Annotated in this window: 23 protein-coding genes and 1 tRNA gene; 8 read left to right on the plus strand and 16 right to left on the minus strand. The window is 61.4% G+C overall.

The genetic code is table 11. The annotated features are described in order from the left end of the window. Positions 1-69 precede the first annotated feature (69 nt). Positions 70-1023 (plus strand): transcriptional regulator FtrA, encoded by a 954-nt coding sequence (gene ftrA, locus BT119_RS12830; RefSeq protein ID WP_003370777.1) that lies wholly within the window; start codon positions 70-72, stop codon positions 1021-1023. Here ftrA and BT119_RS12835 read toward each other — a convergent pair. The 11 genes from BT119_RS12835 to xerC form a co-directional block, all read right to left on the minus strand. After that, the gene (locus BT119_RS12835) at positions 983-2179 is read right to left on the minus strand and encodes a serine hydrolase domain-containing protein (RefSeq protein WP_083553786.1); all 1197 of its coding nucleotides are present in this window, start codon (positions 2177-2179) and stop codon (positions 983-985) included. The two genes, ftrA and BT119_RS12835, sit on opposite strands and share 41 nt — an antisense overlap. Then, the gene (locus tag BT119_RS12840) at positions 2176-3330 is read right to left on the minus strand and encodes an iron-containing alcohol dehydrogenase (RefSeq protein ID WP_072365884.1); all 1155 of its coding nucleotides are present in this window, start codon (positions 3328-3330) and stop codon (positions 2176-2178) included. The genes BT119_RS12835 and BT119_RS12840 overlap by 4 nt, the downstream gene beginning before the upstream one ends. A 24-nt stretch (positions 3331-3354) precedes the next feature. Next, the gene (locus BT119_RS12845) at positions 3355-3999 is read right to left on the minus strand and encodes a LysE family transporter (RefSeq protein WP_003346380.1); all 645 of its coding nucleotides are present in this window, start codon (positions 3997-3999) and stop codon (positions 3355-3357) included. Positions 4000-4014: 15 nt separating this feature from the next. Beyond that, positions 4015-5763 (minus strand): FAD/NAD(P)-binding protein, encoded by a 1749-nt coding sequence (locus tag BT119_RS12850; RefSeq protein ID WP_175550576.1) that lies wholly within the window; start codon positions 5761-5763, stop codon positions 4015-4017. Then, positions 5763-7946 (minus strand): 2,3-diaminopropionate biosynthesis protein SbnB, encoded by a 2184-nt coding sequence (sbnB, locus tag BT119_RS12855; protein ID WP_072365886.1) that lies wholly within the window; start codon positions 7944-7946, stop codon positions 5763-5765. The genes BT119_RS12850 and sbnB overlap by 1 nt, the downstream gene beginning before the upstream one ends. Before the next feature lie 5 nt (positions 7947-7951). Continuing rightward, positions 7952-9271: a lysine N(6)-hydroxylase/L-ornithine N(5)-oxygenase family protein gene (locus BT119_RS12860; protein WP_003370765.1), complete on the minus strand. Its 1320-nt coding sequence runs from the start codon at positions 9269-9271 to the stop codon at positions 7952-7954. A gap of 44 nt (positions 9272-9315) precedes the next feature. After that, positions 9316-10296, minus strand: coding sequence for an ABC transporter substrate-binding protein (locus tag BT119_RS12865; RefSeq protein ID WP_072365888.1), 981 nt, complete (start codon positions 10294-10296; stop codon positions 9316-9318). After that, positions 10293-11447: an NAD(P)/FAD-dependent oxidoreductase gene (locus BT119_RS12870; RefSeq protein WP_003435440.1), complete on the minus strand. Its 1155-nt coding sequence runs from the start codon at positions 11445-11447 to the stop codon at positions 10293-10295. The genes BT119_RS12865 and BT119_RS12870 overlap by 4 nt, the downstream gene beginning before the upstream one ends. Before the next feature lie 14 nt (positions 11448-11461). Next, positions 11462-12961, minus strand: coding sequence for a methionine--tRNA ligase (locus BT119_RS12875; RefSeq protein ID WP_072365890.1), 1500 nt, complete (start codon positions 12959-12961; stop codon positions 11462-11464). Beyond that, positions 12954-13346, minus strand: coding sequence for a cupin domain-containing protein (locus tag BT119_RS12880; RefSeq protein ID WP_046719352.1), 393 nt, complete (start codon positions 13344-13346; stop codon positions 12954-12956). Before BT119_RS12880 ends, BT119_RS12875 begins: the two co-directional genes overlap by 8 nt. Before the next feature lie 333 nt (positions 13347-13679). Continuing rightward, a complete protein-coding gene (gene xerC / locus BT119_RS12885) occupies positions 13680-14645 on the minus strand; it encodes a site-specific integrase (RefSeq protein ID WP_046719351.1) in 966 nt (321 codons plus the stop codon). Between the two features lie 212 nt (positions 14646-14857). Between xerC and BT119_RS12890 the strand changes: the two genes are divergently transcribed. Then, complete coding sequence (locus tag BT119_RS12890) at positions 14858-15322, plus strand: antitoxin Xre/MbcA/ParS toxin-binding domain-containing protein (RefSeq protein WP_046719350.1); 465 nt, start codon at positions 14858-14860, stop codon at positions 15320-15322. Positions 15323-15327: 5 nt separating this feature from the next. Here the strand turns inward: BT119_RS12890 and BT119_RS12895 are convergent, their stop codons facing one another. Beyond that, positions 15328-16311 carry an acrylyl-CoA reductase (NADPH) gene (locus tag BT119_RS12895; RefSeq protein WP_072365892.1) on the minus strand — a complete coding sequence of 328 codons (984 nt, stop codon included), beginning with the start codon at positions 16309-16311 and terminating at the stop codon, positions 15328-15330. A 49-nt stretch (positions 16312-16360) separates the two neighbouring features. Next, positions 16361-17020 carry an acrylate utilization transcriptional regulator AcuR gene (locus BT119_RS12900; RefSeq protein WP_044308005.1) on the minus strand — a complete coding sequence of 220 codons (660 nt, stop codon included), beginning with the start codon at positions 17018-17020 and terminating at the stop codon, positions 16361-16363. 135 nt (positions 17021-17155) lie between these two features. Between BT119_RS12900 and BT119_RS12905 the strand changes: the two genes are divergently transcribed. The 6 genes from BT119_RS12905 (at position 17156) to BT119_RS12930 (ending at position 22288) form a co-directional block, all read left to right on the plus strand. Further along, the gene (locus tag BT119_RS12905) at positions 17156-18235 is read left to right on the plus strand and encodes an NAD(P)H-dependent flavin oxidoreductase (protein ID WP_058396874.1); all 1080 of its coding nucleotides are present in this window, start codon (positions 17156-17158) and stop codon (positions 18233-18235) included. A gap of 101 nt (positions 18236-18336) precedes the next feature. Beyond that, entirely contained in the window at positions 18337-19104 is a 768-nt protein-coding gene (gene modA / locus BT119_RS12910) for a molybdate ABC transporter substrate-binding protein (protein WP_072365894.1), read from the plus strand. Beyond that, positions 19105-19785: a molybdate ABC transporter permease subunit gene (gene modB, locus BT119_RS12915; RefSeq protein WP_003435467.1), complete on the plus strand. Its 681-nt coding sequence runs from the start codon at positions 19105-19107 to the stop codon at positions 19783-19785. It abuts the gene before it with no gap. Between the two features lie 3 nt (positions 19786-19788). After that, on the plus strand, positions 19789-20877 hold the full coding sequence (modC, locus tag BT119_RS12920; protein WP_058396872.1) for a molybdenum ABC transporter ATP-binding protein: 1089 nt from the start codon (positions 19789-19791) through the stop codon (positions 20875-20877). A gap of 89 nt (positions 20878-20966) precedes the next feature. Beyond that, the gene (locus tag BT119_RS12925) at positions 20967-22037 is read left to right on the plus strand and encodes a DNA topoisomerase IB (protein WP_058396871.1); all 1071 of its coding nucleotides are present in this window, start codon (positions 20967-20969) and stop codon (positions 22035-22037) included. Positions 22038-22202: 165 nt separating this feature from the next. Further along, positions 22203-22288: transfer RNA gene (locus BT119_RS12930), tRNA-Leu, on the plus strand. Positions 22289-22578: 290 nt separating this feature from the next. On the opposite strand, the gene BT119_RS27830 is transcribed toward BT119_RS12930, so the two are convergent. The 3 genes from BT119_RS27830 to BT119_RS12945 all read right to left on the minus strand — a co-directional run bounded on the left by BT119_RS27830 (position 22579) and on the right by BT119_RS12945 (position 24325). Further along, positions 22579-22767 (minus strand): hypothetical protein, encoded by a 189-nt coding sequence (locus tag BT119_RS27830; RefSeq protein WP_003370737.1) that lies wholly within the window; start codon positions 22765-22767, stop codon positions 22579-22581. A gap of 263 nt (positions 22768-23030) precedes the next feature. Further along, positions 23031-23789 (minus strand): lytic polysaccharide monooxygenase auxiliary activity family 9 protein, encoded by a 759-nt coding sequence (locus tag BT119_RS12940; protein WP_060707867.1) that lies wholly within the window; start codon positions 23787-23789, stop codon positions 23031-23033. Between the two features lie 149 nt (positions 23790-23938). Next, entirely contained in the window at positions 23939-24325 is a 387-nt protein-coding gene (locus BT119_RS12945; RefSeq protein ID WP_003370733.1) for a VOC family protein, read from the minus strand.

Genomic DNA, 24325 nt, shown 5'->3' on the forward strand with positions numbered 1-24325 from the left:
AGAGCAGATTACTCAGTAGCATCACGCCAAACTACTGGCTGAAATGCCAATATCCGGTAACATCGCGCCATGAAAAATCATCTCGTTGTCGCACTCATCTATAACCAGCTGTGCACCTTCGAATTTGGCTGCACGGTGGAAGTCTTTGCGCTGAAAAGACCCGAGCTGGGCGTCAGTTGGTACGAGTTCGCGACGTTCCCGGTCGACGACGGACCGATCACCGCTGCCGGGGGCATCACTATCGTGCCGACACCCGGCGAGGTGCTGCTGGAAAACGCCGACACCATCATCGTGCCGGGCTGGCGCGGGGTGGAATCCGCGGTTCCGCAACGGCTCATCGAACAGCTCCAGGCGGCTCATGCACGCGGCGCGCGAATCTGCTCGATCTGTACCGGGGCCTTCGTCCTGGCGGCGGCGGGTCTGCTCGACGGGCACAAGGTCACGACCCACTGGCGCTACACCGACCTGCTGGCCACCATGTACCCTGGCCTGACCATTCAGCCCAACGAACTCTATGTGGATCAGGGCAGCATCGTCACCGCAGCAGGCTCGGCCGCCGGGCTGGACATGATGCTGCACCTGGTGCGCAACGATCACGGCTCGCGCGTCGCCAACATGGTCGCGCAGCGCATGGTCATCCCGCCTCATCGCGAAGGCGGACAATCGCAATACGCATCCCGGCAACTGGTATCGGCCAGCGACGGGCCGATTTCCAACCTGATGGACTGGATTCGCAGCGACTTGCAGCGCCCGCATACCATCAAGGAGATGGCCTCAAGGGCGGCGCTCAGTACCCGTACCTTGCACCGCAGCTTCATGGAAAGCACCGGGCTCACGCCTTACGACTGGTTGCTCGGTGAGCGCATTGCCTACGCCAAGGAACTGCTGGAATCGTCGAAATTACGCCTGAACGAAGTGGTGGACCGCGCCGGCTTCGGCTCCGAAGAGTCGTTTCGCCGGCACTTCCGCAATCTGGTGGGCATCAGCCCGAGCAGCTACCGCAAGCAATTCGCCCGGGCCTGACCGCAGGCGCGGGGTAAAGCGCATCGACGATCGCGTCGGCAAATTCGCCCCACGCGCCGCCAACCGCTGTATTGGTCAGGACCACCATGCTCAGCGCAGCATGCGGATCGACCCAGTAATGGCTGCCATACAGGCCGCACCATGACCAGGTCCCTGCGCCCTGCCGCTGCCCGGCGAGCACTGGATCGGTGAGAATCATCGGCCCCAACCCGAACCTCCAGCCGGGTCCGCGGCTGGCGATGCTCGTCTGGCCAATCGCATTGCCCAGCAAGCGTGCGGTACTGGCTTCACTCAATAGCGGCGCGCCGCCGAGACGCAGGCATTCGAGCAGCCGAAGATAGTCATCAGCCGTGCCCAGCATTCCCGCACCGCCCGACTCATACGCACCGGTGTCAAAGACGCGAGCTGCGGACAGCCGCGCCTTGCCGCTGGCGAGCAGCACCTCATCCTCGTCGGCGATACGCTGCGGGCCGCTGAGCCCGTCCTTGTACGCGCTGGCCAGCGGATGTTCCGGCAGGTGCCTGAATGAGGTCGCGTGCATGCGCAACGGTACGGTGACCCATTTATCGATGGCTTCTGACAACTTCAGGCCAGTGGCCTGTTCGACCACTGCACCCAGCACATCAGTGGCCAGCGAATATCCCCAGGCGCTGCCGGGCTCGAAGAGCAAGGGCACACTCGCCAAACGTGTCAGATTTTCCTGCAGGTCGAACGGGACCCGGTCCAGCCCGTCCGACACCCCGGCCCGCTGATAGGCATTCTCGGGCGCCTGCTCAAAGCCGTAGCTCAAACCCGACGTATGCGACAGCAGGTGCTGCAGCGTGATGGACGGTTCGCGGCCATTGGCCAGATGCGGTCGAAAGGCTGGCAACCAATGAGTCACCGAAGCCTGCAGATCCAACACACCCCGTTCGCAGAGCCGCAACACCGCAACCGAGGTCAACAGCTTGGTCAGTGAGGCCAGGCGAAAACGCGTGTGGCGGGTGACCGGAATCTGCTGCTCGCGATCCGCCCAACCGCGTGCACTGGCGTATTCCAGACGGCCCTGGCGAGCCAGCAACAGCACCCCGCCGACGATCCGGCCCGGCTCGACGAATCCCCGCCAAACCTGGTCAAGACGCTGTATGCCCGCCTCGTCAGGGCGGCCATGGTTCACTCGCCCCTCACAGCGCGGCTGAAAATCTGCGCGTAGACCTGCGCCGAATGGCGAATCGGGTTGGTGTGCGAGCAGCCATCGACGAAAGCCATCCGCCCGACCCGCTCGGCTTCGCGATCATCGATGCCGATCTCGCTCAGCGTATGTGGAATGCCAATCTGCTCGCGCAGCGTCAGCAGCCAGCCCATCACCCCGGAGAAGCCGGGCGACGGCAACCGCAGGTAAACCGCCAGATCGTCCATTTGCGTCTGCAGCACCGAACGATTGGCCTCCAGCACATAGGGCAGCAGGATTGCGTTGAGCAAGCCGTGATGCTGATCGTAGAGCGCCCCAAGGCTCTGGGCGATCGCGTGTACGCCGCCCAGACCGCGCTGAAATGCAGCGGCGCCAAGGCTGGAGGCCACCAGCATCTGCTGCCGCGCCTCAAGGTCCTGCCCGTCGGCGACGACACGCGGTAGAAACGCCTTGATCATCTGCATGCCCTTGACCGAAACCGCTTCGGCCATGGGGTGCCAGGCCGGCGAACACCAGGACTCCATGCAGTGGGTCAAGGCATCGGCGCCGGTGGCGGCGGTCAGGTGCCTGGGCAGGTCGAGTGTCAGCGTGGCATCCAGAATCGCGATGCGCGGCATCATGCGAATGTGCAGGATGGTGCGTTTGACCTGCGCCTGTTCATCGGTAATCACTGACGCACGCCCGACTTCAGAGCCGGTCCCGGCCGTCGTCGGCAGCGCAATCACCGGCGCAATGCCAGCCGGATCGGCGCGCAGGTGGTTGTCGTTGATGTCTTCGAAATCCCATAACGGGCGGGTCTGGCCCGACATCAGCGCGACTGCCTTGGCAGCGTCCAGCGCCGAGCCGCCGCCAAACGCAATCACACCGTCGTAGCCACCGGTTCTGTAAGCGTGCAGCCCCTCGGCGACGTTGGTGCCGGTCGGGTTGCCCTTGACCCGGTCAAACAGGCCGCAGTGGCCCAACTGACTACGGCAGTCCTCTACGGCGCTGGCGATCATGTCGGTGCTGCCCAGAAAGCTGTCGGTGATCAGCAGCGGACGTTGTATGCCGGTCACCCTGCAGGCGTCGGCCAGTTCGTTGACGCGTCCTGCGCCTGCGCGGATGGAAGTCGGGTAGTGCCAGTCGTTGCGATGCATTCAGGTATTCCTTTACAGATGATTTCAGTGGATGAAGCCAGCAGGCAGCAAACCGATCAGCAGGCGCAGGCCGAAAGCGATCATGAACAGGCCGGTGACGATGTCGATGGCCTTCTTCATGCGTTGATAGCGCGCCTGTACCGCAGGTATCGAAAACAGCGTGGCGAGCAGCACGAACCAGGAAATCGCCAGTACCGCGATGATCGACACACCCGCAGTGCGCACCCACATCGGCATGCCTGGCGTGGTCACGGTGGTGAACACGCTGGTGTAGAACGCCAGTGCCTTGGGATTGGTCAGGTTGGTCAGCAGACCGAACCGATAGGCACGGCTCAGACTGCCAATGCCCAGCGCAGCGATGTCCCTGGGTTTGGGCTGGCTGCCGGCACTGCGCAGGCTTTTGCTGCCGAGCCAGGTGAGGTAGGCACCGCCGAGCAATTGCAGGGTCGGTTGCAGCCATGGCAACTGTTGAAATACCAGCCCCAACCCGGTGGCGGCCAGCAAGGCCCAGAGAATGCTGCCCGAGGCCACGCCCAGCCCGGCACAGATACCCTGCTGCCGCGACTGGCTGAACGAGAGCTGGGTGATCACCAGAAAATTCGGACCGGGGCTGATGATCAGCACGATGAACGCGCCAGCGAGAGCGGTCAGCAAAGTGATTTCGTACATGGCAATAATTCCTTTTTAATTAATGGCTTGAATGGCTTTATTCAACTGAAATGTGATGCCACTTGAAGTTGTGTTTGTCAGCGTATCCAGGCAGGACTCGACCGCCCGGCGCGCCTCGATCAGCGCGCGACAGCTCGGGTCAGGTGTCGGTACGTAGTGGTTGTAGAACGTGCAGCCTTCCACGGCGGGCCCGAGAACCCATAGCCGCTGCTGCACCTCACCGTCGCGACCGATTGCGCGGCCCGCTACGTCGGTGTCGATGCCATCGGCAGGCCAGGCATGGGCGGCGCGAATCAGCCCGCGCTCGCGCAGATCGTTGATCAACCCCCGACGACTGCCCGACACGCCGCTGTGGGCAACGCGGGCAGACAGGCAGTTATGCGGCTCCTGCACGTCACTCATCGGCGGCAAGAGCGTCACGACCCCGGCTTCGATCAGCGCCAGCAGGTCCTCATGGCGTTCCTTCTGCGGCCCACCGACCAGACGATTGCTCAGCCCCGCCCATACGCCATAGAACTCCCGCGTCGAGGATTCAGTCAGGCCGTTGCGATCAGCGACCAGACGCAACAGGTCGCGATAATCGCGCCAGACCTCCAGCGCCTGACAGATCGGGCTGTGCGCGGTGCCCAGCCGACTCAGGGCCAGGTCACGTTTGATCCAGTCGACAAACCACGGTCCATACGAGTCTTCGGCGCCAGACCAGGTCTGAGTGCTCAGCCAGTGCTCAGGATCGAATGCACCCCATTGCTCTGCCAGACGGGCAAACACTGCCGATCTGGTGATGGACTCGCGCAGCAGGCGCTGAACAGAGTCCAATCGCCCAGGCGCCTCCATCCGGACCCTGGCCTGATAAAACACGGCACGCATCTCATCCTTGATCAGGGGCAGCACATCGGCGCGAAAGTCGAGCCGCCCGCCTTCCCTCTGCTCGCGCAAACGGGCTATGGCATCGGCCGTAAAAAACAGCCTTGGCAACGGGGCGTGACGGCAGGCATGCCATTGCGGCCTGGCATGAAACGGCAATCCGCTACGCGAATGCATCAGCACCCTGGGCTCGCGTCCGGACGGCAGGTAGCGCCAGCCGGCAAAGCCACCATCGCGCACGTAGCGCCCGCCGCGCCCCTCAGTCAGATGGGCCAGCGTGTCCATGGCCGTGAGTCCCAGGCCTTCGATGACCACGCAATCGCCGACGTCCTGCTGCGCGGGGTTTTCAGGTGCGTGTCCGCTGGTGAGGAATACGCCGTCGACGTCCATTACCAGGCTGCCGGTGCGCAGCCGGAAACCCGGCGTTTTTGACCTTGGCTGGCCGCTCAGCACCTGCTCGGTGTGGTGACGCACCTGCACATGCGCCGGGCAGCGTTGCAGCAGGAAACGGTAACTGTCCTGCAAATAGCGCCCGAGCAATGCACGCGGCACGAAGTCGCCAAATGCCACCGCTCTGCCCTGCCCGTCCAGGCTGACATGACCGCGCGCGTCCAGGCGTACATCCTCACGGCTGCACCATTGCAAAAAGGTCGGGCCTGGCGGTTCGCACGCCGGGAATGCCGAAGAAAACGCTGACAATTGACCAGCCATGGTGTTGAGCATCAGGTAATCCGGCTGCTGCGCAAGGTGCAGCCCGCTGCCCGGCGGCTGCGGATCGAACACCTCGATACGCAGCGGTTGCTGCACGTCTTGGCGACTCATGCCGATCAACTGCTCCAGAATGCTCAACCCGCGTGAGCCCATGCCGATAATGGCGACGGTATGCGTGTGCATGGCCATCACCAGCGCGCCGATTCAAAGAAGAACTGCGGCACCGGCAAAGCGCTGCACTCGGCCACCGCCTGGCGATACACCCGCTGCCCCACGGCGAGGTCCAGCACGCCGAGCCCGAACGGCGAAAAGATCGAAGCCTTATCCGGACTCAGCTCCACTTGCCCGGTCATCAGCTGTGCCAGCGTCCCGGTAATGAACGAGCGATGCTGATACTGCTGCACGGCAAGGTCAGGCGAGGTCTGAGCCTTGAGGCAGTGTTCGACGTCATCGAGGATGTTGTTGGCCTGTGCAATGACCTCCGGACCCAGATCGCGCAACGAGATGTTCAGCACCAGTTGCCCCGGCTGAAACACCGGTTCCAGTACATAAGGGCTTGGCGCGGTAGTGGCGAACACCACCACATCGGCTTGCAGGCACGTCACCAGGTCACTCGGCTCGCTGTGCAGTCCATGGCGACTGGCAGCATGCCCGACCAGCGCCAGCGCCGAGTCATGGTGCTGATCGAAGACGCTGACGGCCTCCATCGTCCAGCCATCGCTGACGAACATGTCGAGGATGGTGCGGGCAATGAAACCGGCACCGATGAACGACATTCGTCCGACATGACGCTGCTGGCGGTTCATCCAGCGCGCCCCAAGCACCGCCGAGGCTGCCGTGCGCATGGCGCTGATGCGCGAGGCTTCCAGACAGGCAAAGGCATAGCCGGTCAGCGGATCGTTGAGGATCAGCACTGCCGAGGCGCGCTGCAGGCCCGTGTCGATATTGCCCGGAAAGCTGGAAATCCATTTGATGCCACTGATTGGCTGCTCGCCCGACAGGCTGGCGGGCAAGGCAATGATGCGATTGGCCGGTGCCTGCGCAAAGCGCAGAAAGTAACTGTCGGGATTGATGGTCTGACCAGCCTCATGGGCCAGATACGCCGCCTGCACGTCATCGATACAGGCCAGCGGGTCTGCCGCCAGCAGGCGTGCAACCACCTCACCGTCGACCACATGGAAAGCCGACTGCTTCAGCCGCTCGGCGGCCAGCCAGAAGGTTGAACTCTGCTCCCGCGCAAGCGCGCTTGCACCCGAAGGCGCTGCGACTGAACCGCCGTCTTCGCGAGCAAACTCGGTCCCACAACGCGTCGCGTGCGCGCGCACGACCTTTACACACCTATTCTGTGGGAGCGAGCTTGCTCGCGAAGGCGTTTTCACGCTTCCCGGAGATGTTACAGCCTCTGATGAGGAAAGATCCGCCAAGGTCATGCTCAGCACTTCATGGCCAAAACGCTGCTCGACCCACTGATCATCGTAAAGAGTATCCAGGTAGCGCTCGCCCCAGTCCGGCGATAACGCCACGACCACTGAACCGGGCTCGATGCGCTCGCGCCAGGCATGCACCGCAGCGATCACCGTTGCGGTGGACCCGCCGACCAGCAGGCCCTTGCTGCGCGCCAGGATTCTGCACATGGCGACGGTACGGGATTCCGGGACCATTTCCAGCGCGTAAATACCATCAGCCTTGAAGATTGGCGGATGCTGGCTGGTGCCCAGTCCCGGTATGAAACGACGGCTGGCCGGAGTGCCAAAGGTCACCGAACCGACGCTGTCGACGGCAATGATTCTGGTGGTCGGGTGATGCCGCTGAAAATGCTGGACACAGCCCATCAGCGTGCCAGTAGTCCCGGCACCGACGAACACATAATCCACATGGCCGAAATACTGGCTGATCGAACGCGCTGTGGTTAGCGCATGAGCACGCGGGTTGGCCGCATTCTCGTATTGATTGAGCCAGACATAGCGCGGGTCGCTGGCCACTTTTTCACGAATCAGCTCGATACGCGTCCCGAGGAAGCCGCCGTTGGCGTCCGGGATTTCGACCTGGATGACCTCGGCGCCATAACTGCGCATCATGCGGATGTTGTGGCTGGAGCTGTTGGGGTCGACCACGCAGGTAAACGGGATGCCCCGTTCAGCGCAGATCATCGCCAGCGCCACCCCGAGATTGCCCGATGAGGACTCGATCAGAATCGTGTCCGGGCCCAGCAGCCCTCGCGCCTGAAGGTCATTGATCAACCCCACGGCAGTCTTGAGCTTGATCGAGCCTGCCGGGTTGAGTGATTCCATTTTCAGGAAAAAATCGGCCCCCAGGCCAGTCACCTTGAGGAAGGTCTGATCGTGAACGATTTCGCAAAGAGAGTTGTACATGGGCTTCACTTCCACTGTGCCAGCAAGGGTTCGGCGGCCGGTGCTACAACCTCCTGAAGGGCCGTGGCGATACGCTCGGCGCGCAACGCCATCAGTGAAAACGACTGACTGTCACTGATTCCGTGACTGCGTTCGGAAAGACCGTTGACCCAGATATTCACGTCGCACTCGCCTTGAGTGGCGACCCGATAATCCCGATCGATGAGCAGCCCCCCGTCGACATCGGCCTGCAGCCATGGCTGCAAACCACTCAACAACGGCGGTATCAGGTAGTGCTGATACCCGGTGCCGAGCACCACGGCGTCGACCTCCAGCACCTGAGTGCGCTGGCTGAACGTGTCGGTCAGCTCGACCCGGTAGCCCTCGGCGACGGGCTCGATGGCGCTGATCACGCTGTAGGCGTAGGTCTGCAGGCGCTTGCGACCAGCGATGGCGTCTTCGTAGATCAACGAAAACAGCTTCTGGCTTTCGTCCGGATCAATCCCTGCGTAATTGGTCGAGCGGCTCCAGTCGAGAAAACGCTGCCGCGCCGCGGGGTCCAGGCTATGGAAATAATCGACGTGATCCGGAGCGAATACCCGGTTGGGGAACTGGCCCAACTGGGTGAGTTTGAAACCAGCCGAGCGATGCACTGAATGCACCTCGATGTTGGGGTCGCGGCTGACCAGTTCCAGCACCGATTCACTGGCGCTCTGCCCCGAACCGAGCACCAGCCAGCGCTTGGGCAACTGCTCGCCAAAGGCTTGCAGGCGGCTCAGAAACTGCGACGTGTGAAACAGCGTCGGGCCGATCAGCGCCTCGAACGCGTGCGGAATACGCGGCGCACTGCCGCTGGACAGCACGACATTGCGCGTCGTGAAGCTGGTATCCGGCGTGCATACGCGTAGTTCATGCAGGCGTCCGTAACGCAGCACCGGGTCAATGCCTGTGACCGGCGTGTTGAAGCAGGTCTGACTGTCCACCTGTGCGGCGACCCAGGCCAGATAGTCCGACCATTCATGGCGACTGGCCGGGCGGCCCAGCAGGCCGAAATCGAACATTCGCCCGTGTTCCTTGAGGTACATGGCGAACGAGAAGCGGCTGCGTGGATTACGCGGGGTCACCAGATCGCGAAATACGTGATGGTTGATGTCCGTTCCGGCCAGCAGCAGTTCGCGATGCCATTGGCTGTCCTGCGCGGCCTCCAGATAGCGAACGGACAGCGCGCCCAGCGGGTCATTGGCCTCCCGCGCATCGGCAAACGCGCAGGCCAGCGCGATACCGGCCGGACCGAAGCCGATACAGACGGCGTCCGAATGCAAGGTGTGTGGTGTCGAGTTACCCATGAAGTTCCTGTCCTTAGAGTTGGTGTAAAGCGGTGTTCTGGGTGCTATGAGGTGATGCGGCTCAGCCCGGTGGGGCCTGGCGTCCAGAGGCAGGTCGTCGCGTTGCGCAGCTCACCCTGATCGAAGCTGACCGCGCCCAGCGGTGTGTTGAAGGTGCTGTGCCGAAGTGCGTCAGGCAGTTGTGCGGCGCGAAGAGCGCTGCGAGCCACCTCGGCCAGCACGTAAAGCATCAGCAGGCTTTCGCGAAAGTAGGTCTGCGGTTCGGCAGCGAACAGCGACCGGTGCAGTGCCTGGGCCTGACAGCGATGTTCGGCGCTGCCGGGGGCTCCGAAGCCGATCACGAAGGTGTTGCTGTCGTGCGCTGCGGCGCGCCCCAGATACGGCGAGGCAGCGTCGTCGGTCAGCACCAGCGGTCGAGTACTGCCCGCTTGCCGCCGCGCTTGCCAGTGCTCGCGACTGGGTTTGAGGCGTCCGGCAAACACCTCGACATCGGCCTGGTCGAGCTCGTCGACACGTTGCAAATCGGCACTGGCCAGTGCCGCGCTGATGGCGACGCACAAGGCCCGACCGTGAGCACTGTCGTCGGCCTGAACATGCACGCGCGGCCACTGACGAGTCGCCAGCCAGCGGACCAGCTCCGCCGCCAGTTGCCGGTCCGAGGGGCAGAAACGAAAGACGTTGTGATGCTCCAGGGTCAGGCAATCGATCGTCGCCGCGGGGGTCAGCAGGGCAATGCCGGCATACTGATACAGCGGCGCGGCAGCGACGGCGGCATCCGAAGAGAAATGACCGATGACCAGATCTGCCTTCCAGTCGATCATTTGCCGGGCCACATCGGCACCGCGAACGGCATCGGCAGCGTCGTCGAGAAAGTGCCACTGCACCTGCTCGAGCCCCGGCATGCCATTGCGCGCCACCGCCAGCGCCCTCAAGAAGGTCCGTGCATGCGGCGTGTCGTCGGGGTCGAACAGAGCGCTGACCCCGACTCGCAAGCCCGGCAGGCGCGATTCGATCGAGGACGTCATGACTGCACGCTCGCCAGCGCGAGGCCTTGGACTGAAAAGCCCGGCATCGACCTGCCTGGCGACAATGCCGACCAGCCAGGGCAAGCGCGCTCCGTTCCGGCCAGGTGCCTGCGCAGTTGCTCGACAGCAATGTGCGCCACGCCGGGCGCAAACTTGAAGCCCAGCCCGGACATGCCTGCGGCCAGATACACCGGGCTGCGCTCGGCACAGAACCCCAGCATCGGCCGACCGTCGGTGCTGTAGCTGTCGAAACCGGGCAACACATCGAGCACGTGCGGCTTGCCGACCGAGGCGCACAACTGGGCGACGCGCTTGCAGGCGTCCTCGGCATGCCGTGCGTCAGGCTGCGCAAGGTGCTCGAGCCACAGGCCGCTGTCACGCGCGCCACAGCCGGTCTGCACGATATGCCGAGTCAGCGGTATGCCGTAGCTCTGGCTCACCGCATCAATCACCGGCATTGACCAGTCGCCTTCGGTCAACACCCGGGCCAGGGGAATCGAGCGTGCTTCCAGCCCCGAGTGCGGCACCAGGTGCTGGCTCCAGGCACCGGCAGCGACCACCACGGCCCGGCAACGCAGCGTGGCGCTGCCCAGGTCGATGTGCACAAGGTCGGGCGCACGGCAGTCGATGGACTTGATCTCGCGGTGCTCCAGCAGCAAGCCCTGCTGGCGCACCGACTGACACAGCGCAGCAACGGCCTGGCGCACATTGCCGACGCAGGCGCGCGGCTCGAACAGGTTGACGCGTTCCAGCATCGGACAGTGCGGGTAGCGCTGGCCATCGAGCTCGTGACCTGACAGCAGGCGCATCGGGTAGCGTTCGCTGCCGTACTGGTCGATGGCGCGGTGCAGGTTATCCAGCTGGTCCGTAGCCGCCCGGTAAATCACCCCGGTACGCCGCAACGCAGTGGCGTAAGTGCTCGCAAAAACCCCGTCGTCCATCAGGCTGATGGAATAGGCCGCCAGCTCCATCAGCAGCGGATCGCTGTCATACAGGCGAACCAGGCCGCCGGAATAGCCGCTTGCGCCCAGGCTGCCGGCTGCGCCCTTGTCGATCAGCGCGACCGACACACCGGCGCTGCACAGCTTCGCCGCGATACTGGCGCCGGTGATCCCGGCGCCAATGACCGCTATCTCATAATCGATGAGCATTGTCGTGAATCCGTTCAGATGGAGTATTCAGCGGCCGGGCCGTTCATCAGCGTGGCGTGGACGCGGGCCTCGGGCAGTCCGAACGCGCTGATGATCTGCGCTGACATGTCCGGAATCAGCGCCTTGCCAAGCACCGCGATGAATGCCGCCAGATGGCTGACCGGACGACCTTCGGCCAAACGCGCGCGAGTAATGGCGATTACGTCCAGCAGCACCTGGGCCATGCGTTTCATCGAAAACTGCGCAGGCTCCGAGGCTTTGCTCCATTGCAAGCGCAGCGCTTCCAGGAGTCCGGCGTCGGCCCCGCAGAGGCCGCTCCACCAGTGGTCGTCACGATTACTTCCAGCGTCCAGCAAGGCCGGGAAAAACTCGCTGAACACCTCTGTCCGCCATGCGAGGAACTGCGCCAGGCGGAAATCACCTTCGCTTTCTTCCGGCGCGATACTCGCCAGATACAGGCGCGCACTGTCGGCGCAGGCTTCACGGGCCAGGTCACCGACCCAGATCGCGTGGTTGCGACTGGTCGACAGGTTCAGGCCGTCCAGCTTGAGAAACTGATTGGGCATGAAGCGCTGGCGGACCTTGATGTCGCGCAGCGCCGACAGTTGTGCCGGGTAGACGATGGCGTGGCTGAACACACAGTCAAAGCCGAGAAAGTGCACCAGCGTGCCCTGCCCCGACTGCCAGTACTGACGAAACAGCTCCGGACGCCCGACGCGGTCGGCGTACTCCCGAAATGCCGCCATATAGCCTGCCAGCCCCATGAACCAGGTGTGCACCCGGCACGAGCCGTCGGCCTGCAGGTCGAGCCCGCCGTCGCCCGGACGCGTGACGCCCCAGTCATGCAAGTGCTCCAGGCTGTCGCGCAACCAGCTGTCGAGCGGCTTGCGCCATGACTGGCCCAGCAGGCGGTCACGCAACTGCGGCTTGAACCCGGCCAGTTTCAGAAACGCGCGATGGACGGTTTTCCATTGCGAGGGCTGACCGCAGAGCTTGCAGCGCAAGTCCGTCATCAGCTCGGCGTCAGGGGCCTGAGCACAGTTCTCGCACTGACTGGCGTCGGACTCGGCACCGCAGTAATTGCAGTTGCCCCGGGCAAAGGCCTCGTAGCCCCAGACGTCGCAATCAGGGCAATACGGCTCGCTGGAATCCCGACATTCGATTGCGCCGACATCACGCAACGCACTGAACACCTCACCCACCGCTTCGGCGAACCACGCATTGTCGTGCGGGCGCATCCAGTTGTCGGGCTGTATGTTGATGGCCGTCAGAGAAGCTTCGATAAGGTCGGAATTGCACCTGGCCAGCTCGACCGGGTCGACGCCCTGCTCCAGTCCTTTGCGCAGCATGTAGGACTGGTAGTCGTCGGAGTAGGACACCAGCACACACTCGTGGCCGCGCTGGCGCTGCACCCGGGTAAACACATCAGCGGCCAGAAACGGCCCGGCGATATGGCCTATGTGCAAATCGCCGTTGGGGGTCGGTGGCGTGATGGTGACGATGAACTTACTCATCGAGGCACCCCGTGGTCTCGCTGTGCTGCGCCACGAACGCGTTGACGTAGTTCATGTCCCACCAGACCACATAAAAGTGGAAGTCCTCGGCGGAGTCGTTGATGACGTAATGGTTGGTGTGTTTCGGAATGGCGGCGATATCGCCGACGCTGAAATCCATCTCCCTGTCACCGACAACCAGACGCGCACTGCCCTTGATGGCGATGAAGATTTCCTGATCGATTTGTGTGTGTGCTTCGCTGCAGGTGCCCGGACGGACCACGCACCAGCCGCCAGCAAACGGCATCGGATAGCCTTCCCACGGCAGCAGGCGGCTGCCATCCAGACCGTACTCCTGTACCAACGAGTCGAATCGGGTTTTACGGTGTATATCGAACTTTTCCATGCTCAGTCCCGTACGTTTCAAGTGCGGCAAAGCATGAAATTGTTGCCAATTGTTGGCTATCCGATTGCCGGATACCTCAGGGTCGAACTATCCACTTTTTGGATGGCGATCCGCAGGCAGGCCCACCGTCCTATTTTTTTTGACAATGACGGCTATCGATAACGCTGATAACTGAATCGGGAGCGGCGGTGTTAACGTTGCCGGCGATGAACGAACATTTCTCCCGGCCCCGCGAATCCGCGTCGCGATGCCGGTGAATCTCTGCTCTGCTTCATCACTCCTTTGGTTAGATCTTTTAAGCCACCCCGTTTACGCGAGGTGGCTTTTTTTTGCTCAAAGGTCGAACCCGTCCACAACGTTGCGCCGCTCGTTGTCACTGCGCATGTCGTAACTGGCGGTGGTCGAGATGTGCGTGTGGTGCGCGAGCTTCTGGGCAATCGACAGATCGAACTCTTCGATCACCCTGGTGATGAACGAACGTCGAAAATCGTGGGGCATGATGTTCACGCCCACTTGCCGCCCGCGCTGCTTGGCGATGAAGTAAATGGCATGTTTGGTGATTCTGTCGCGGGTGATATGGCTGCCACGGCGGATCCGGTTGAACAGGAACAGGTCATCGCCCTGCCCCGGCGGGAGGCACGACCGGCGCAACGCCAGCCAGTCGTTCAGCGCCTTGAAGGCCCATTCGGGGGCGTACTTGATCAGTTGCTTGTTGCCTTTGCCCAGCACCCGCAGGCTGCGCTCGGCGAAATCGATCTGGGAAAGGTCGAGGTTGACCGACTCGGACTTGCGCATCCCCGAGCCATACAGAATGGCAATGATCGCGGCATCGCGACGCCCTTGCGGCCTGGGGTCGGCAGCACAGGCTTCCATCAGCTCGCGAATTAGCGTGCGACGGATGTTGCGGCCCTTGACCAATCGCGTGCCGCTGACCGGTTTGATCGAGCGGATTTTCAACAACTGATCGTGGCTGATCAGGTCGTGCCGCCAGGCTTCGTTCATCACCCCGCGAATAGCGTTCACATACAGCGAGGTGGTATTGGGCGCATAGTCATCCTGACGCAGCGTTGCGACCAGCGCGGTAACGTGGCCAGGTTGCAGGGTGTGCCAGGGAATATCATGAATATCGACGTCAGCCATGCCCAGCCGGTCTGCCGCATCCTGCAGAACGTAGGTCATGGTCAGGCGGCTTGAAGGTGCCAGGCGGTCGAGGTAGAGGCGCAGCGGCTTGTTGACGTCGGGCAGCGAAGGCTGGCTGACAATACGTGCGTCCTGGTCGGTGTGAGGGTCGTGCGGCATAGGGAGCGACGCCTTTTCTGGTGCAAGCGCGTGCCAACAGCCACGGCGCTTTTCATTCGTATTCAGGCGACCGACTTTAGCACGGGGGCTCTGGCGCGACACCTGCGCTGCAGCGCCGTCAGGCAACGCCCGGTAACATCGTGGTGTTTGAACAACGTGTCGCTTGAGATAGCCTTTGCCGTCCTTTCCGCCACCGAAGGTCGGCGCGTACCTTGATTCCGTCCTCTACCAGCAAAACAAGTGGTCGTCGTGAAGCGGCGGCCAGTTTCTGGTTGCTGACTTACCAGCTCAGTCAGCGCAGCGAAGCCGAACGCCTGACGAACATTCAGGCGGGTTTTGCGCCGCGCTGGATCCGTGCAGTGCGGGACGCGCTGGCCCTTGGTCCCCGGCAAATGGAAGCGCTGTTCAACGCATCGATTTCAACCCTCGAACGGCGCCAGCGCCAGCAGCAGTCACTGGACCTGGTGGCCTCCGAACGCCTGGACCGTGTGGCGATGATTGCCAGCCACGCTCTGCAGGTGTTTGCAACGCCCGAGCGTGCCGGCCAATGGCTGGTTACGCGCAACACGTCACTCGGCGGTCGCACGCCGTTGCAATTATGCGAAACCGGGCTCGGCACGACGCAAGTGCATCGCGCACTGGTCGCACTCGAGTGTGCCAGTGCTGACGCGCCGTGATTCACTCAGCGTGCAGTATCCACCACGATCCGCCCACGAACCTGCCCTGCAATCAATTGCGGCGCGAGGTCGATCACCTCGCTCAGGCCGACTTCACGGCTGATCAGCGGCAGCAACGACATGTCCAGGTCGCTCGCGAGCCTCGACCAGGCTTCCAGCCGGTCCGCGCGCGGGCGGGTCACGCTGTCGATACCCGCCAGCGTGACACCGCGCAGAATGAACGGCGCAACCGAACCCGGAAACTCCATGCCCTGCGCCAGACCACAGGCCGCCACCACGCCGCGATAACGAATACCGGCGCACACATTGGCCAGTGTATGGCTGCCGACAGAGTCGACTGCCGCCGCCCATTGCTCCTTGGCCAGCGGTCGCCCAGGCTGCGAGAGGGTTTGCCGGTCAATGATCTGTGCCGCGCCGAGTTGCTGCAGGTACTCGCTTTCCGAAGCCCGCCCGGTGGAGGCAACGACCCGATAGCCGAGCCTGGCGAGGATGGCGATGGCAAAGCTGCCGACCCCACCATTGGCGCCGGTGACCAGCACATCACCGTGGTCCGGGGTCAAGCCGTGCTTTTCCAATGCCAGGACACTGAGCATCGCGGTGTAGCCCGCCGTGCCGATGGCCATCGCCTGCGCCGGCGTGAAGGCCTCGGGCAAAGGAATGAGCCATTCGCTCTTGAGCCGGGCCTTCTGCGCCAGGCCGCCCCAATGCCCTTCACCGACACCCCAGCCATTGAGCAGAACCTTGTCCCCGACCTTGAACTCAGGGGTATCGCTGGCTTCAACCGTACCGGCCAGGTCAATACCCGGCACCATCGGAAAGCTGCGCACGATCGGGCTCTTACCCGTGATCGCCAGCGCGTCCTTGTAATTGAGCGTGCTGTGCGACACGTCGATCGTCACGTCGCCCGTGGGCAGCCGCGCTTCGTCGATGTCGGTCAGATTGACGTGGTAGCCCGCCTCATCCTTGTCGATCAAGATGCCCTTGAACATATGCGCCTCCAATTTAGACTGATCGTCTTTAAATAGCCCTGAAGAGAAATCATTGCGGCAAACCACGAAGGTAGCCGGCAATGAACGTGTTCAATGGTGTAGCGCTTTTGACCAGCCGGGCGCGCAGCACTGCGCCTTCCCAGCCGATCCAGAAAAACGCGGCCAGCTCATCGCAATCAGCGTCTGCAGCCAATTCGCCCATTGATTGCGCAGACCTCAGACAGCCCGCCAGCTTTGACTGCCAGTCCAGCAGCGTCTGTTCCAGTACCTCTCGAAATCCGTCCGGCAAGAGACTGATTTCCTGGCCCAGATTGCCGACCATGCAACCGCGTCGGTAGTCGTGTCGCGCCATACCGCCCTTGGCGCTCTGCACAAAGCCGACCAGTCGTTCCAGTGGCGAAAGCGCCTCATCCAGCAGCCAGCGGTCCAGCCGCTGTGCGAAATAGCGCGCGTACTCATCCAGCACCGCCCGGCCGAAGGCTTCCTTACTGGGGAAATAGTGATAGAAGGAGCCTTTGGGAATGCCGACTTCCTTGAGGATGTAATCCAGCCCCGTGGCCGAAAAGCTCTGTTCGGTGAGCACTTCCAGACCGCGGCGCAACAGCGCCTCGCGGGTCTCGAGGTTATCGCGATCAACCTTCGGCGGCCGGCCGGGACGCCGGGGCCTGGCGAGTGAGGGAGTGGGTAGTGGGATAGTTGGCTGAGTCATGCCTGAATAGTAGACCGATCGTTTTTTATGTCAACCGAATGGCCCTGTCGGCTTGTCGACGCTCGCCGTTGCGTTTGCCATTCACACCATTCTCGCGCTCAATGAGCGTTTGCCGAATGCCTGCCGGAGAATCCCATGAGCCAATGGCCAGATAGCCGCATCATTGACCTGTTCGCCATCGAACTGCCCCTGTTGCAAGCCCCCATGGCGGGCGCCAGCGGATCGCAGATGGCCATTGCTGTGGCTCAGGCTGGCGGCTTGGGGGCATTGCCCTGCGCCATGTTCACCCCTGAGAAAATCGATCAGGAAGTCGCGACGTTCAGACAGCAGACCGGCAACGCCCCGCTGAACCTGAATTTCTTCTGCCATCAGCCTCCGGCCGACGATGCCGAGCGTGCTGAACGCTGGAAGCAGTCGCTCAAGCCGTATTACGAGGAACTGGGTGCCGATTTCGATGCGCCAACACCTGTCTCCAACCGCGCGCCTTTCGACAGTGACAGTTGCACGCTGATCGAACGATTGAGGCCGGAAGTGGTGAGTTTCCATTTCGGCCTTCCGCAGCCATCGTTACTGGATCGGGTCCGGGCCACCGGTGCGAAGATCATCTCGTCAGCCACCACAGTCGAGGAAGCGGTCTGGCTGGAGCGACACGGCTGCGATGCGGTCATTGCCATGGGCTATGAAGCAGGCGGCCATCGGGGGCTGTTTCTCAGCGATCAACTGCACACACAGGTCGGCACCTTTGCGCTGGTGCCGCAAATCGCTGACGCGACAAGTATCCCGGTCATCGCGGCAGGTGGCATTGCAGACGGTCGCGGGGTCGCAGCAGCATTTGTCCTGGGCGCTTCGGCGGTACAGGTCGGAACCGCGTATCTATTCTGCCCGGAAGCCAGCGTCAGCGCCCTGCACCGCCAGGCGCTATACGATGCCTCGGGCAGCCAGACCGCTCTGACCAACCTCTTCACCGGGCGCCCGGCGCGAGGCATCGTCAACCGGATCATGCGCGAGGCAGGCCCCATCAGCCCGCTAGCCCCGGCATTTCCGTTGGCGGGCGGTGCCTTGATGCCGCTGCGCGCGCAGGCGGAAAAACTGGGCAGCAGTGACTTTGTGAACCTCTGGGCAGGCCAGGCAGTCGGTATCAAACATCAGCTGGGGGCCACCGAACTGACGCGGCAACTGGCTGAAAACGCGCTGAAAATTCTGTCTCCGCAATAAAACAGTGCTTTCAGAACAATAGGCTGACGCTATATATTTATCTATATAGCGAAACGCCCTTATCTCGATGGCGTGCGTTTTCATCATCAAGGAGCTGTTTCATGCGAACGACCACGCTGCGCGCCATTCTCAAGTTCTCCGTGCTGGCCTTGGCCGCCTCTGCTGCAGCCCATGCGTCTGCCGACGAAGTGCAGGTCGCCGTGGCGGCCAATTTCACCGCGCCGATCCAGGCGATAGCCACTGACTTCGAGAAGGACACCGGCCACAAGCTGGTCGCTGCGTTTGGCGCTACCGGTCAGATCTATACGCAGATCAAAAATGGCGCGCCGTTCGAGGTGTTCCTCTCGGCTGACGACACGACACCCGCAAAACTCGAGCAGGAAGGCGACACCATCAAGGGGTCGCGTTTCACCTACGCGGTAGGAACGCTGGCGCTGTGGTCAGCCAAGGATGGTTATGTCGACAGCAAGGGCCAGGTGCTCAAGGCCAATCAGTATCAACACTTGTCCATCGCCAACCCCAAAACCGCTCCCTACGGCCTGGCAGCAACCCAGGTGCTGAGCAAACTGGGCCTGACCGAAGCCACCAAAGCCAAGATCGTCGAAGGTCAGAGCATTACCCAGGCCTACCAGTTCGTGTCCACCGGCAATGCCGAGCTGGGTTTCGTGGCCCTGTCGCAGGTCTACAAGGATGGCAAGTTGACCAGCGGCTCGGCCTGGATCGTACCGGATGACCTGCATGACCCGATCAAGCAGGACGCGGTCATCCTTAACAAAGGCAAGGACAGCGCCGCTGCCAAGGCGCTGGTCGAGTACCTCAAGGGCCCGAAAGCCGCCGCGATCATCAAGTCCTTCGGATACCAGCTGTAAATGCCGCTGGGGAGTGCCGACATCGCGGCGATCTGGCTGACGCTGAAACTGGCGTCGCTGACCACCGTTATCCTGCTGATTATCGGCACGCCCATCGCGCTGTGGCTGGCGCGCACTGATTCATGGCTGAAGGGGCCGATTGGCGCAGTGGTCGCCCTGCCCCTGGTGCTGCCGCCAACCGTTATCGGTTTTTACCTGTTGCTGCTGCTCGGGCCTAACGGTGCGGTGGGTCAGCTTACCCAAAGCTTGGGGATGGGCACCCTGACTTTCAGCTTTGCCGGGCTGGTGATTGGCTCGGTTCTGTACTCGATGCCTTTCGTCGTGCAGCCGCTGCAGAACGCGTTTGCAGCGATCGGCACCCGCCCTCTGGAGGTCGCATCCACCTTGCGGGCCGGCCCTTGGGACACTTTTTTCCACGTGATTCTGCCACTGGCAAAGCCGGGGTTTATCACCGCGGCGATCCTCGGGTTCGCGCACACGGTCGGCGAGTTCGGTGTGGTGCTGATGATCGGCGGCAACATTCCCGAGAAAACCCGTGTGGTGTCAGTGCAAATCTTCGATCACGTCGAATCCATGGAGTACCTGCAAGCGCACTGGCTGGCCGGCGCGATGCTGGTCTTTTCCTTTCTGGTGCTGCTGGCGTTGTATTCCAGCGGCAAATCCAAAACGGCATGGAGCTGAGTCATGGCGTCGCCGATAGAAGTCCGCCTGCAAATGGCCTACCCGGATTTCACCGTCCGTACCGACCTGAGACTGCCGGGTTCGGGCATTACCGCGCTGTTCGGGCCTTCCGGCTCGGGCAAGACGACTTGCCTGCGCTGCATCGCCGGCCTGGAAAAAGCCGATCAGGGCTTCATCCGCGTTCACGATGAAGTCTGGCAGGACACTGAAAAAGGTATTTTCCTGGCTCCGCACAAGCGGGCGATCGGCTACGTGTTTCAGGAAGCCAGCCTGTTCCCGCATCTGTCGGTACGGGACAATCTGGAGTTCGGGATGAAACGTATCCCGCGCCAGCAGCGCCGCATTCAACTGCTGCAGGCCAGCGAATTGCTCGGCATCGATCACCTGCTAGAACGCAGCCCGGACAAGCTGTCCGGTGGCGAGCGCCAGCGCGTAGGCATCGCACGCGCGCTGCTGACCAGCCCGCGGCTGATGCTGCTCGATGAGCCGCTGGCGGCGCTGGACACCCGGCGCAAAAGTGAAATTCTGCCGTACCTGGAGCGCCTGCACCGGGAGCTGGACATCCCCATGCTGTACGTCAGCCACGCTCAGGATGAAGTCGCACGCCTGGCGGACCACTTGGTACTGCTCGACGCAGGCAACGTGCTGGCCAGCGGTCCGATCCACGAAACCCTGGCGCGGCTGGACCTGCCTCTGGCGATGGGCAGTGATGCGGGGGTGGTCATCGAAGGCACGGTCAGCGCCTATGATCACCATTACCAGTTGCTCACCGTGACGCTGCCCGACAGCAAACTGAGCATGCGCGTCGCCCACGTGCAGATGCAGGTCGGCACCCTGCTGCGCATCAAGGTCCAGGCCCGGGACGTCAGCCTCAACCTGCAACCCGATTACCAGAGCAGCATCCTCAACCGCTTGCCGGTCACGGTGATCGAGGAAGCGCTGGCCGACAATTCGGCGCACGTCCTGGTCAAGCTGGACGCGGGCGGCACGCCGCTGCTCGCGCGCATCACTCGCTATTCCAGCGACCAACTGAACCTGCACAGAGGCCAGTCGCTCTGGGCGCAGATCAAGGCGGTCGCGGTGCTGGCCTGACCTTTCGAAAAAAACTGCCACGCAGCAAATAGACGGCACCACCGTAAAAGGCCGAGGTCAGTGTTTTTAACTGCCTTTGGAACTTAGCCATGCCTGACTCGACTGCCATCAGCCAGCCCGCCAGTGAACTGCATTACGTAGACGACACTCAACCGGGCCTTACACGCAAGGTACTGCGCGGCAAATTCGCGTACTTCGACACTAACGGTCAGCGCATCAAGGACGAGTCGGAGATCAAGCGCATCAACGCTCTGGCAGTGCCGCCCGCCTACACCGACGTGTGGATCTGTGCCGACCCGTTGGGTCACCTGCAAGCCACTGGCCGCGACGCCCGCGGGCGCAAACAGTATCGCTACCACCCGCGCTGGCGCGAAATACGTGATCAGGACAAATACTCGCGGCTGATCGAGTTCGGCCATGCGCTGCCCAAAGTGCGCAAGCAGATCGAAGCACAGCTCGCCCAGCCGGGCATGGGCCGGGAAAAAGTCATGGCGACGGTCATTTCATTGCTGGACGCCACTCTGATCCGCATCGGCAACAGCCAGTACGCCAAGGAAAACCGTTCGTACGGCCTGACCACCCTGCGCAATAAACACGTCGAGGTCAAAGGCGGTCAGATCCTCTTCGAATTCCGCGGCAAGAGCGGCGTCGAGCACAAGGTCAGCGTCAAGGATCGACGTCTGGCCAACGTGATCAAGCGCTGCATGGAGCTGCCCGGACAAAACCTCTTCCAGTACCTGGACGAAGACGGCGTGCGCCACGCAGTGACCTCATCCGATATCAATGCCTACCTGCAAAGCCTCACCGGCTCGGACTTCACGGCCAAGGACTACCGAACCTGGGCGGCCAGCGCGCTGGCGCTGGCAACGCTGCAAAAACTGCACTGGGAGCCAGAAGCCGACGCCAAACGGCACATCGTCGACATGGTCAAGGCAGTCTCGAAACAACTGGGCAATACCCCCGCCATCTGCCGAAAATGCTACATCCACCCTGCGGTTCTGGAGGGCTTCCTGCTCGGCAACCTGGCCAAACTCCCCCGCTCCCGACAACGCAAAGGCCTGCGCCTGGAAGAAGTCGCCCTGGCAAGCTACCTGCGAATACTGGCTGACAAGGTCGAGGCCGTGGTTAACGATGCGGTGGTGAAAGACAGCAAAGCCTGAGCCGCCCGACCACGGCATCAGCCTTTGCTGCAATAAAATTTCGTAGCCTCATGATTTGCCAAGCATTTCTGACAGACAAAAAAGCAGCGTCTTGCACCCTTCGAGACGCTTTGAAGCTTGCTTCATGGGGGCCGGGTGTATATATTCCCTGCTCTTGGCGCTACCGCCCCGATGGCGAAATTGGTAGACGCAAGGGACTTAAAATCCCTCGTCCTTTGGACGTGCCGGTTCGACCCCGGCTCGGGGCACCACATATATGAAGGGCTTACTGGGCATTTTGCCGGGTAGGCCCTTTTTGTTTTGGTGCGGAAAAATAGTCGTGGTCCGCAACTCCAAAAAACTCCTTTTCCGGCGCTCTGCCGACGAACACCACTCTCCAAATCTGAAGCACTCAAGCACTGCACGCCCTCACCGCGATTAGGGGTCACTCCACGTACGTCAAGTACACCAAAAAAGTTCATCGCCACCATGGTTCCATTCAGCGAGATTTCGAGGCAATAGCAGATACCAGGCACGGTCATGTAGATCCCGGCTCTAATGTCTACTTTTCCCTAAATACACTTGTGCAGATTCGATCGACAACAAATGCCATCGCGATCATCCAGCCGAGGAAAAATATTGTCCGTGTGTCGTGATCTATTCCAGGAATCTCGAATCCCAGCCATGCACCTGCGAACATCAGCGGCATAAACAAAGCAAGGGCAAGCAATCGTTCTAAAAGTCGACCCACACTTGAAACTCCACATAAAAAAACGTGGGTTGTTTTAAGCCTTTTCATGATGCAAAAAAAGCCCGGCGCTGAGGCCGGGCCTTCTGATCATCAATTTCTTCTCTGCGCAGGCCTTGTAGTATAAGCGGGGGTAATACGTCGCTGGACGCTTGCACCCTACCCTTCACATCCGTCGCCTCACTCTCCGAACGCGGCCACATCTTAAACAGAGCGGATCCAGGAGTCATCAAGGCGCAGAGCTTACACTGCTGGCCGAATGAGCCTTACTCACCAAAATCAACATCAAACGCCTGATAAAATGCTTTATCGGTTTCGGCGACGATCCAAGCAAGAAGAATGACATGATGTCCGTGTTTATCGCTGGGTAATGTTGCTTTTGTAATCTCTGCGGGCTGAAGCTCATCCCGGTGTTTATCAAAAGGACTCAACGGCGAGATATCGCTCCACATCAACCCGTCTTGACCGTCCGCTTTGAAGTGGTTATCACTGACGTAGTTCTTTCCCTGGAAGGCCTCCCGGCTAATGGGTTTGCTTTCATCCCAGCCGTCTTTGGTAATAAACCACCGGTAGCCGCGTGTGACATGTACGGCATGGTACGCCCATCTAACTTCAAACTCGTCTCCACCCGCAACGCTCAACCGAGGCCACTTTTCAGCCGTACCATGACCTTTTTGCGTTATTTCCTCAATGATCCCGACATCCGTCAGGTTCAAGCATTTACGCCGATCATCTTGCCCCCCGCTCAGTATGAGTCCGTCTGGTGGCGGGTTGGCAAGCGGCGGCGCTGACGCAGGCGGATCGAGATTAATAGGCTCATCGACGCCAGGGAAGTCGTGCGCAAGACCAAATGTCTCGTCTGGAAAGTTTTTGCCTCCTTCCATAGCGACCACCTCCCACTCCAGCAACAGCCCTTTGGATATGGCATAAGAACCACGGGATTCGGGACTGGTTACCATGCCGTGTCTGGGTTGTGCGCTATCAGATGTACTCATGTCCATATCCTCAATTATTGAATCAGGCATCCTTTGCCTGTTGCACAATTGAAGACCTGCTTTCATGAACGGAATAGCTAGCAGTTCAGCGAGTAGATTTTTCCGTAAAACCCTGAACCAAGGGTGCGGGAAGCTAACCAAGCCGGCCCGCTCGCCACTCCATACTCGGCAGCAGCGTTTCAGAGCATCACGTTTATGCGAAAGACGTTCTGCTCAGGGTCCAGCAGCACGGCCTGATACCAGTTGTAATAGGTCAGGTACGGTTCCTTGATCAGTTTCGCGCCCTGCGCCACTGCCAGCGGCACCAGTCGGTCCACCTCGGCTTGGTCGGACACGTCGATGTTCAGCAAAAACCTGCACCCCGTGCTGCCTGCAAATGCTTCCAGGCCAAGCAGCTCGTACGCATCCAGTGCGTTGAAACCAATGCAGGACTTGCCGGTGTCCAGCCCGCGAAAGATGGGTGACCTGATGGCCTCGATTTCGCGAAAGCCGAACAGGTTCGAGTAGAACGTGCTCAGGCGGACGATGTCCTGCGCGAACACGTTGACGTAAGACAGTGAGTTCAT

This window comes from Pseudomonas sp. NFACC10-1, from assembly GCF_900119195.1.
Lineage (GTDB): Bacteria > Pseudomonadota > Gammaproteobacteria > Pseudomonadales > Pseudomonadaceae > Aquipseudomonas > Aquipseudomonas cerasi.

What these genes read in the sequence shown, in the direction of transcription:
- ftrA (WP_003370777.1), top strand. Translation starts at nt 70, where the DNA reads ATGAAAAATCATCTCGTTGTCGCACTCATCTATAACCAGCTGTGCACC.
- BT119_RS12840 (WP_072365884.1), bottom strand. Translation starts at nt 3,330, where the DNA reads ATGCATCGCAACGACTGGCACTACCCGACTTCCATCCGCGCAGGCGCA.
- BT119_RS12845 (WP_003346380.1), bottom strand. Translation starts at nt 3,999, where the DNA reads ATGTACGAAATCACTTTGCTGACCGCTCTCGCTGGCGCGTTCATCGTG.
- BT119_RS12850 (WP_175550576.1), bottom strand. Translation starts at nt 5,763, where the DNA reads ATGGCCATGCACACGCATACCGTCGCCATTATCGGCATGGGCTCACGC.
- sbnB (WP_072365886.1), bottom strand. Translation starts at nt 7,946, where the DNA reads ATGTACAACTCTCTTTGCGAAATCGTTCACGATCAGACCTTCCTCAAG.
- BT119_RS12860 (WP_003370765.1), bottom strand. Translation starts at nt 9,271, where the DNA reads ATGGGTAACTCGACACCACACACCTTGCATTCGGACGCCGTCTGTATC.
- BT119_RS12865 (WP_072365888.1), bottom strand. Translation starts at nt 10,296, where the DNA reads ATGACGTCCTCGATCGAATCGCGCCTGCCGGGCTTGCGAGTCGGGGTC.
- BT119_RS12870 (WP_003435440.1), bottom strand. Translation starts at nt 11,447, where the DNA reads ATGCTCATCGATTATGAGATAGCGGTCATTGGCGCCGGGATCACCGGC.
- BT119_RS12875 (WP_072365890.1), bottom strand. Translation starts at nt 12,961, where the DNA reads ATGAGTAAGTTCATCGTCACCATCACGCCACCGACCCCCAACGGCGAT.
- BT119_RS12880 (WP_046719352.1), bottom strand. Translation starts at nt 13,346, where the DNA reads ATGGAAAAGTTCGATATACACCGTAAAACCCGATTCGACTCGTTGGTA.
- xerC (WP_046719351.1), bottom strand. Translation starts at nt 14,645, where the DNA reads ATGCCGCACGACCCTCACACCGACCAGGACGCACGTATTGTCAGCCAG.
- BT119_RS12895 (WP_072365892.1), bottom strand. Translation starts at nt 16,311, where the DNA reads ATGTTCAAGGGCATCTTGATCGACAAGGATGAGGCGGGCTACCACGTC.
- BT119_RS12900 (WP_044308005.1), bottom strand. Translation starts at nt 17,020, where the DNA reads ATGACTCAGCCAACTATCCCACTACCCACTCCCTCACTCGCCAGGCCC.
- BT119_RS12905 (WP_058396874.1), top strand. Translation starts at nt 17,156, where the DNA reads ATGAGCCAATGGCCAGATAGCCGCATCATTGACCTGTTCGCCATCGAA.
- modA (WP_072365894.1), top strand. Translation starts at nt 18,337, where the DNA reads ATGCGAACGACCACGCTGCGCGCCATTCTCAAGTTCTCCGTGCTGGCC.
- modB (WP_003435467.1), top strand. Translation starts at nt 19,105, where the DNA reads ATGCCGCTGGGGAGTGCCGACATCGCGGCGATCTGGCTGACGCTGAAA.
- modC (WP_058396872.1), top strand. Translation starts at nt 19,789, where the DNA reads ATGGCGTCGCCGATAGAAGTCCGCCTGCAAATGGCCTACCCGGATTTC.
- BT119_RS12925 (WP_058396871.1), top strand. Translation starts at nt 20,967, where the DNA reads ATGCCTGACTCGACTGCCATCAGCCAGCCCGCCAGTGAACTGCATTAC.
- BT119_RS12940 (WP_060707867.1), bottom strand. Translation starts at nt 23,789, where the DNA reads ATGCCTGATTCAATAATTGAGGATATGGACATGAGTACATCTGATAGC.
- BT119_RS12945 (WP_003370733.1), bottom strand. Translation starts at nt 24,325, where the DNA reads ATGAACTCACTGTCTTACGTCAACGTGTTCGCGCAGGACATCGTCCGC.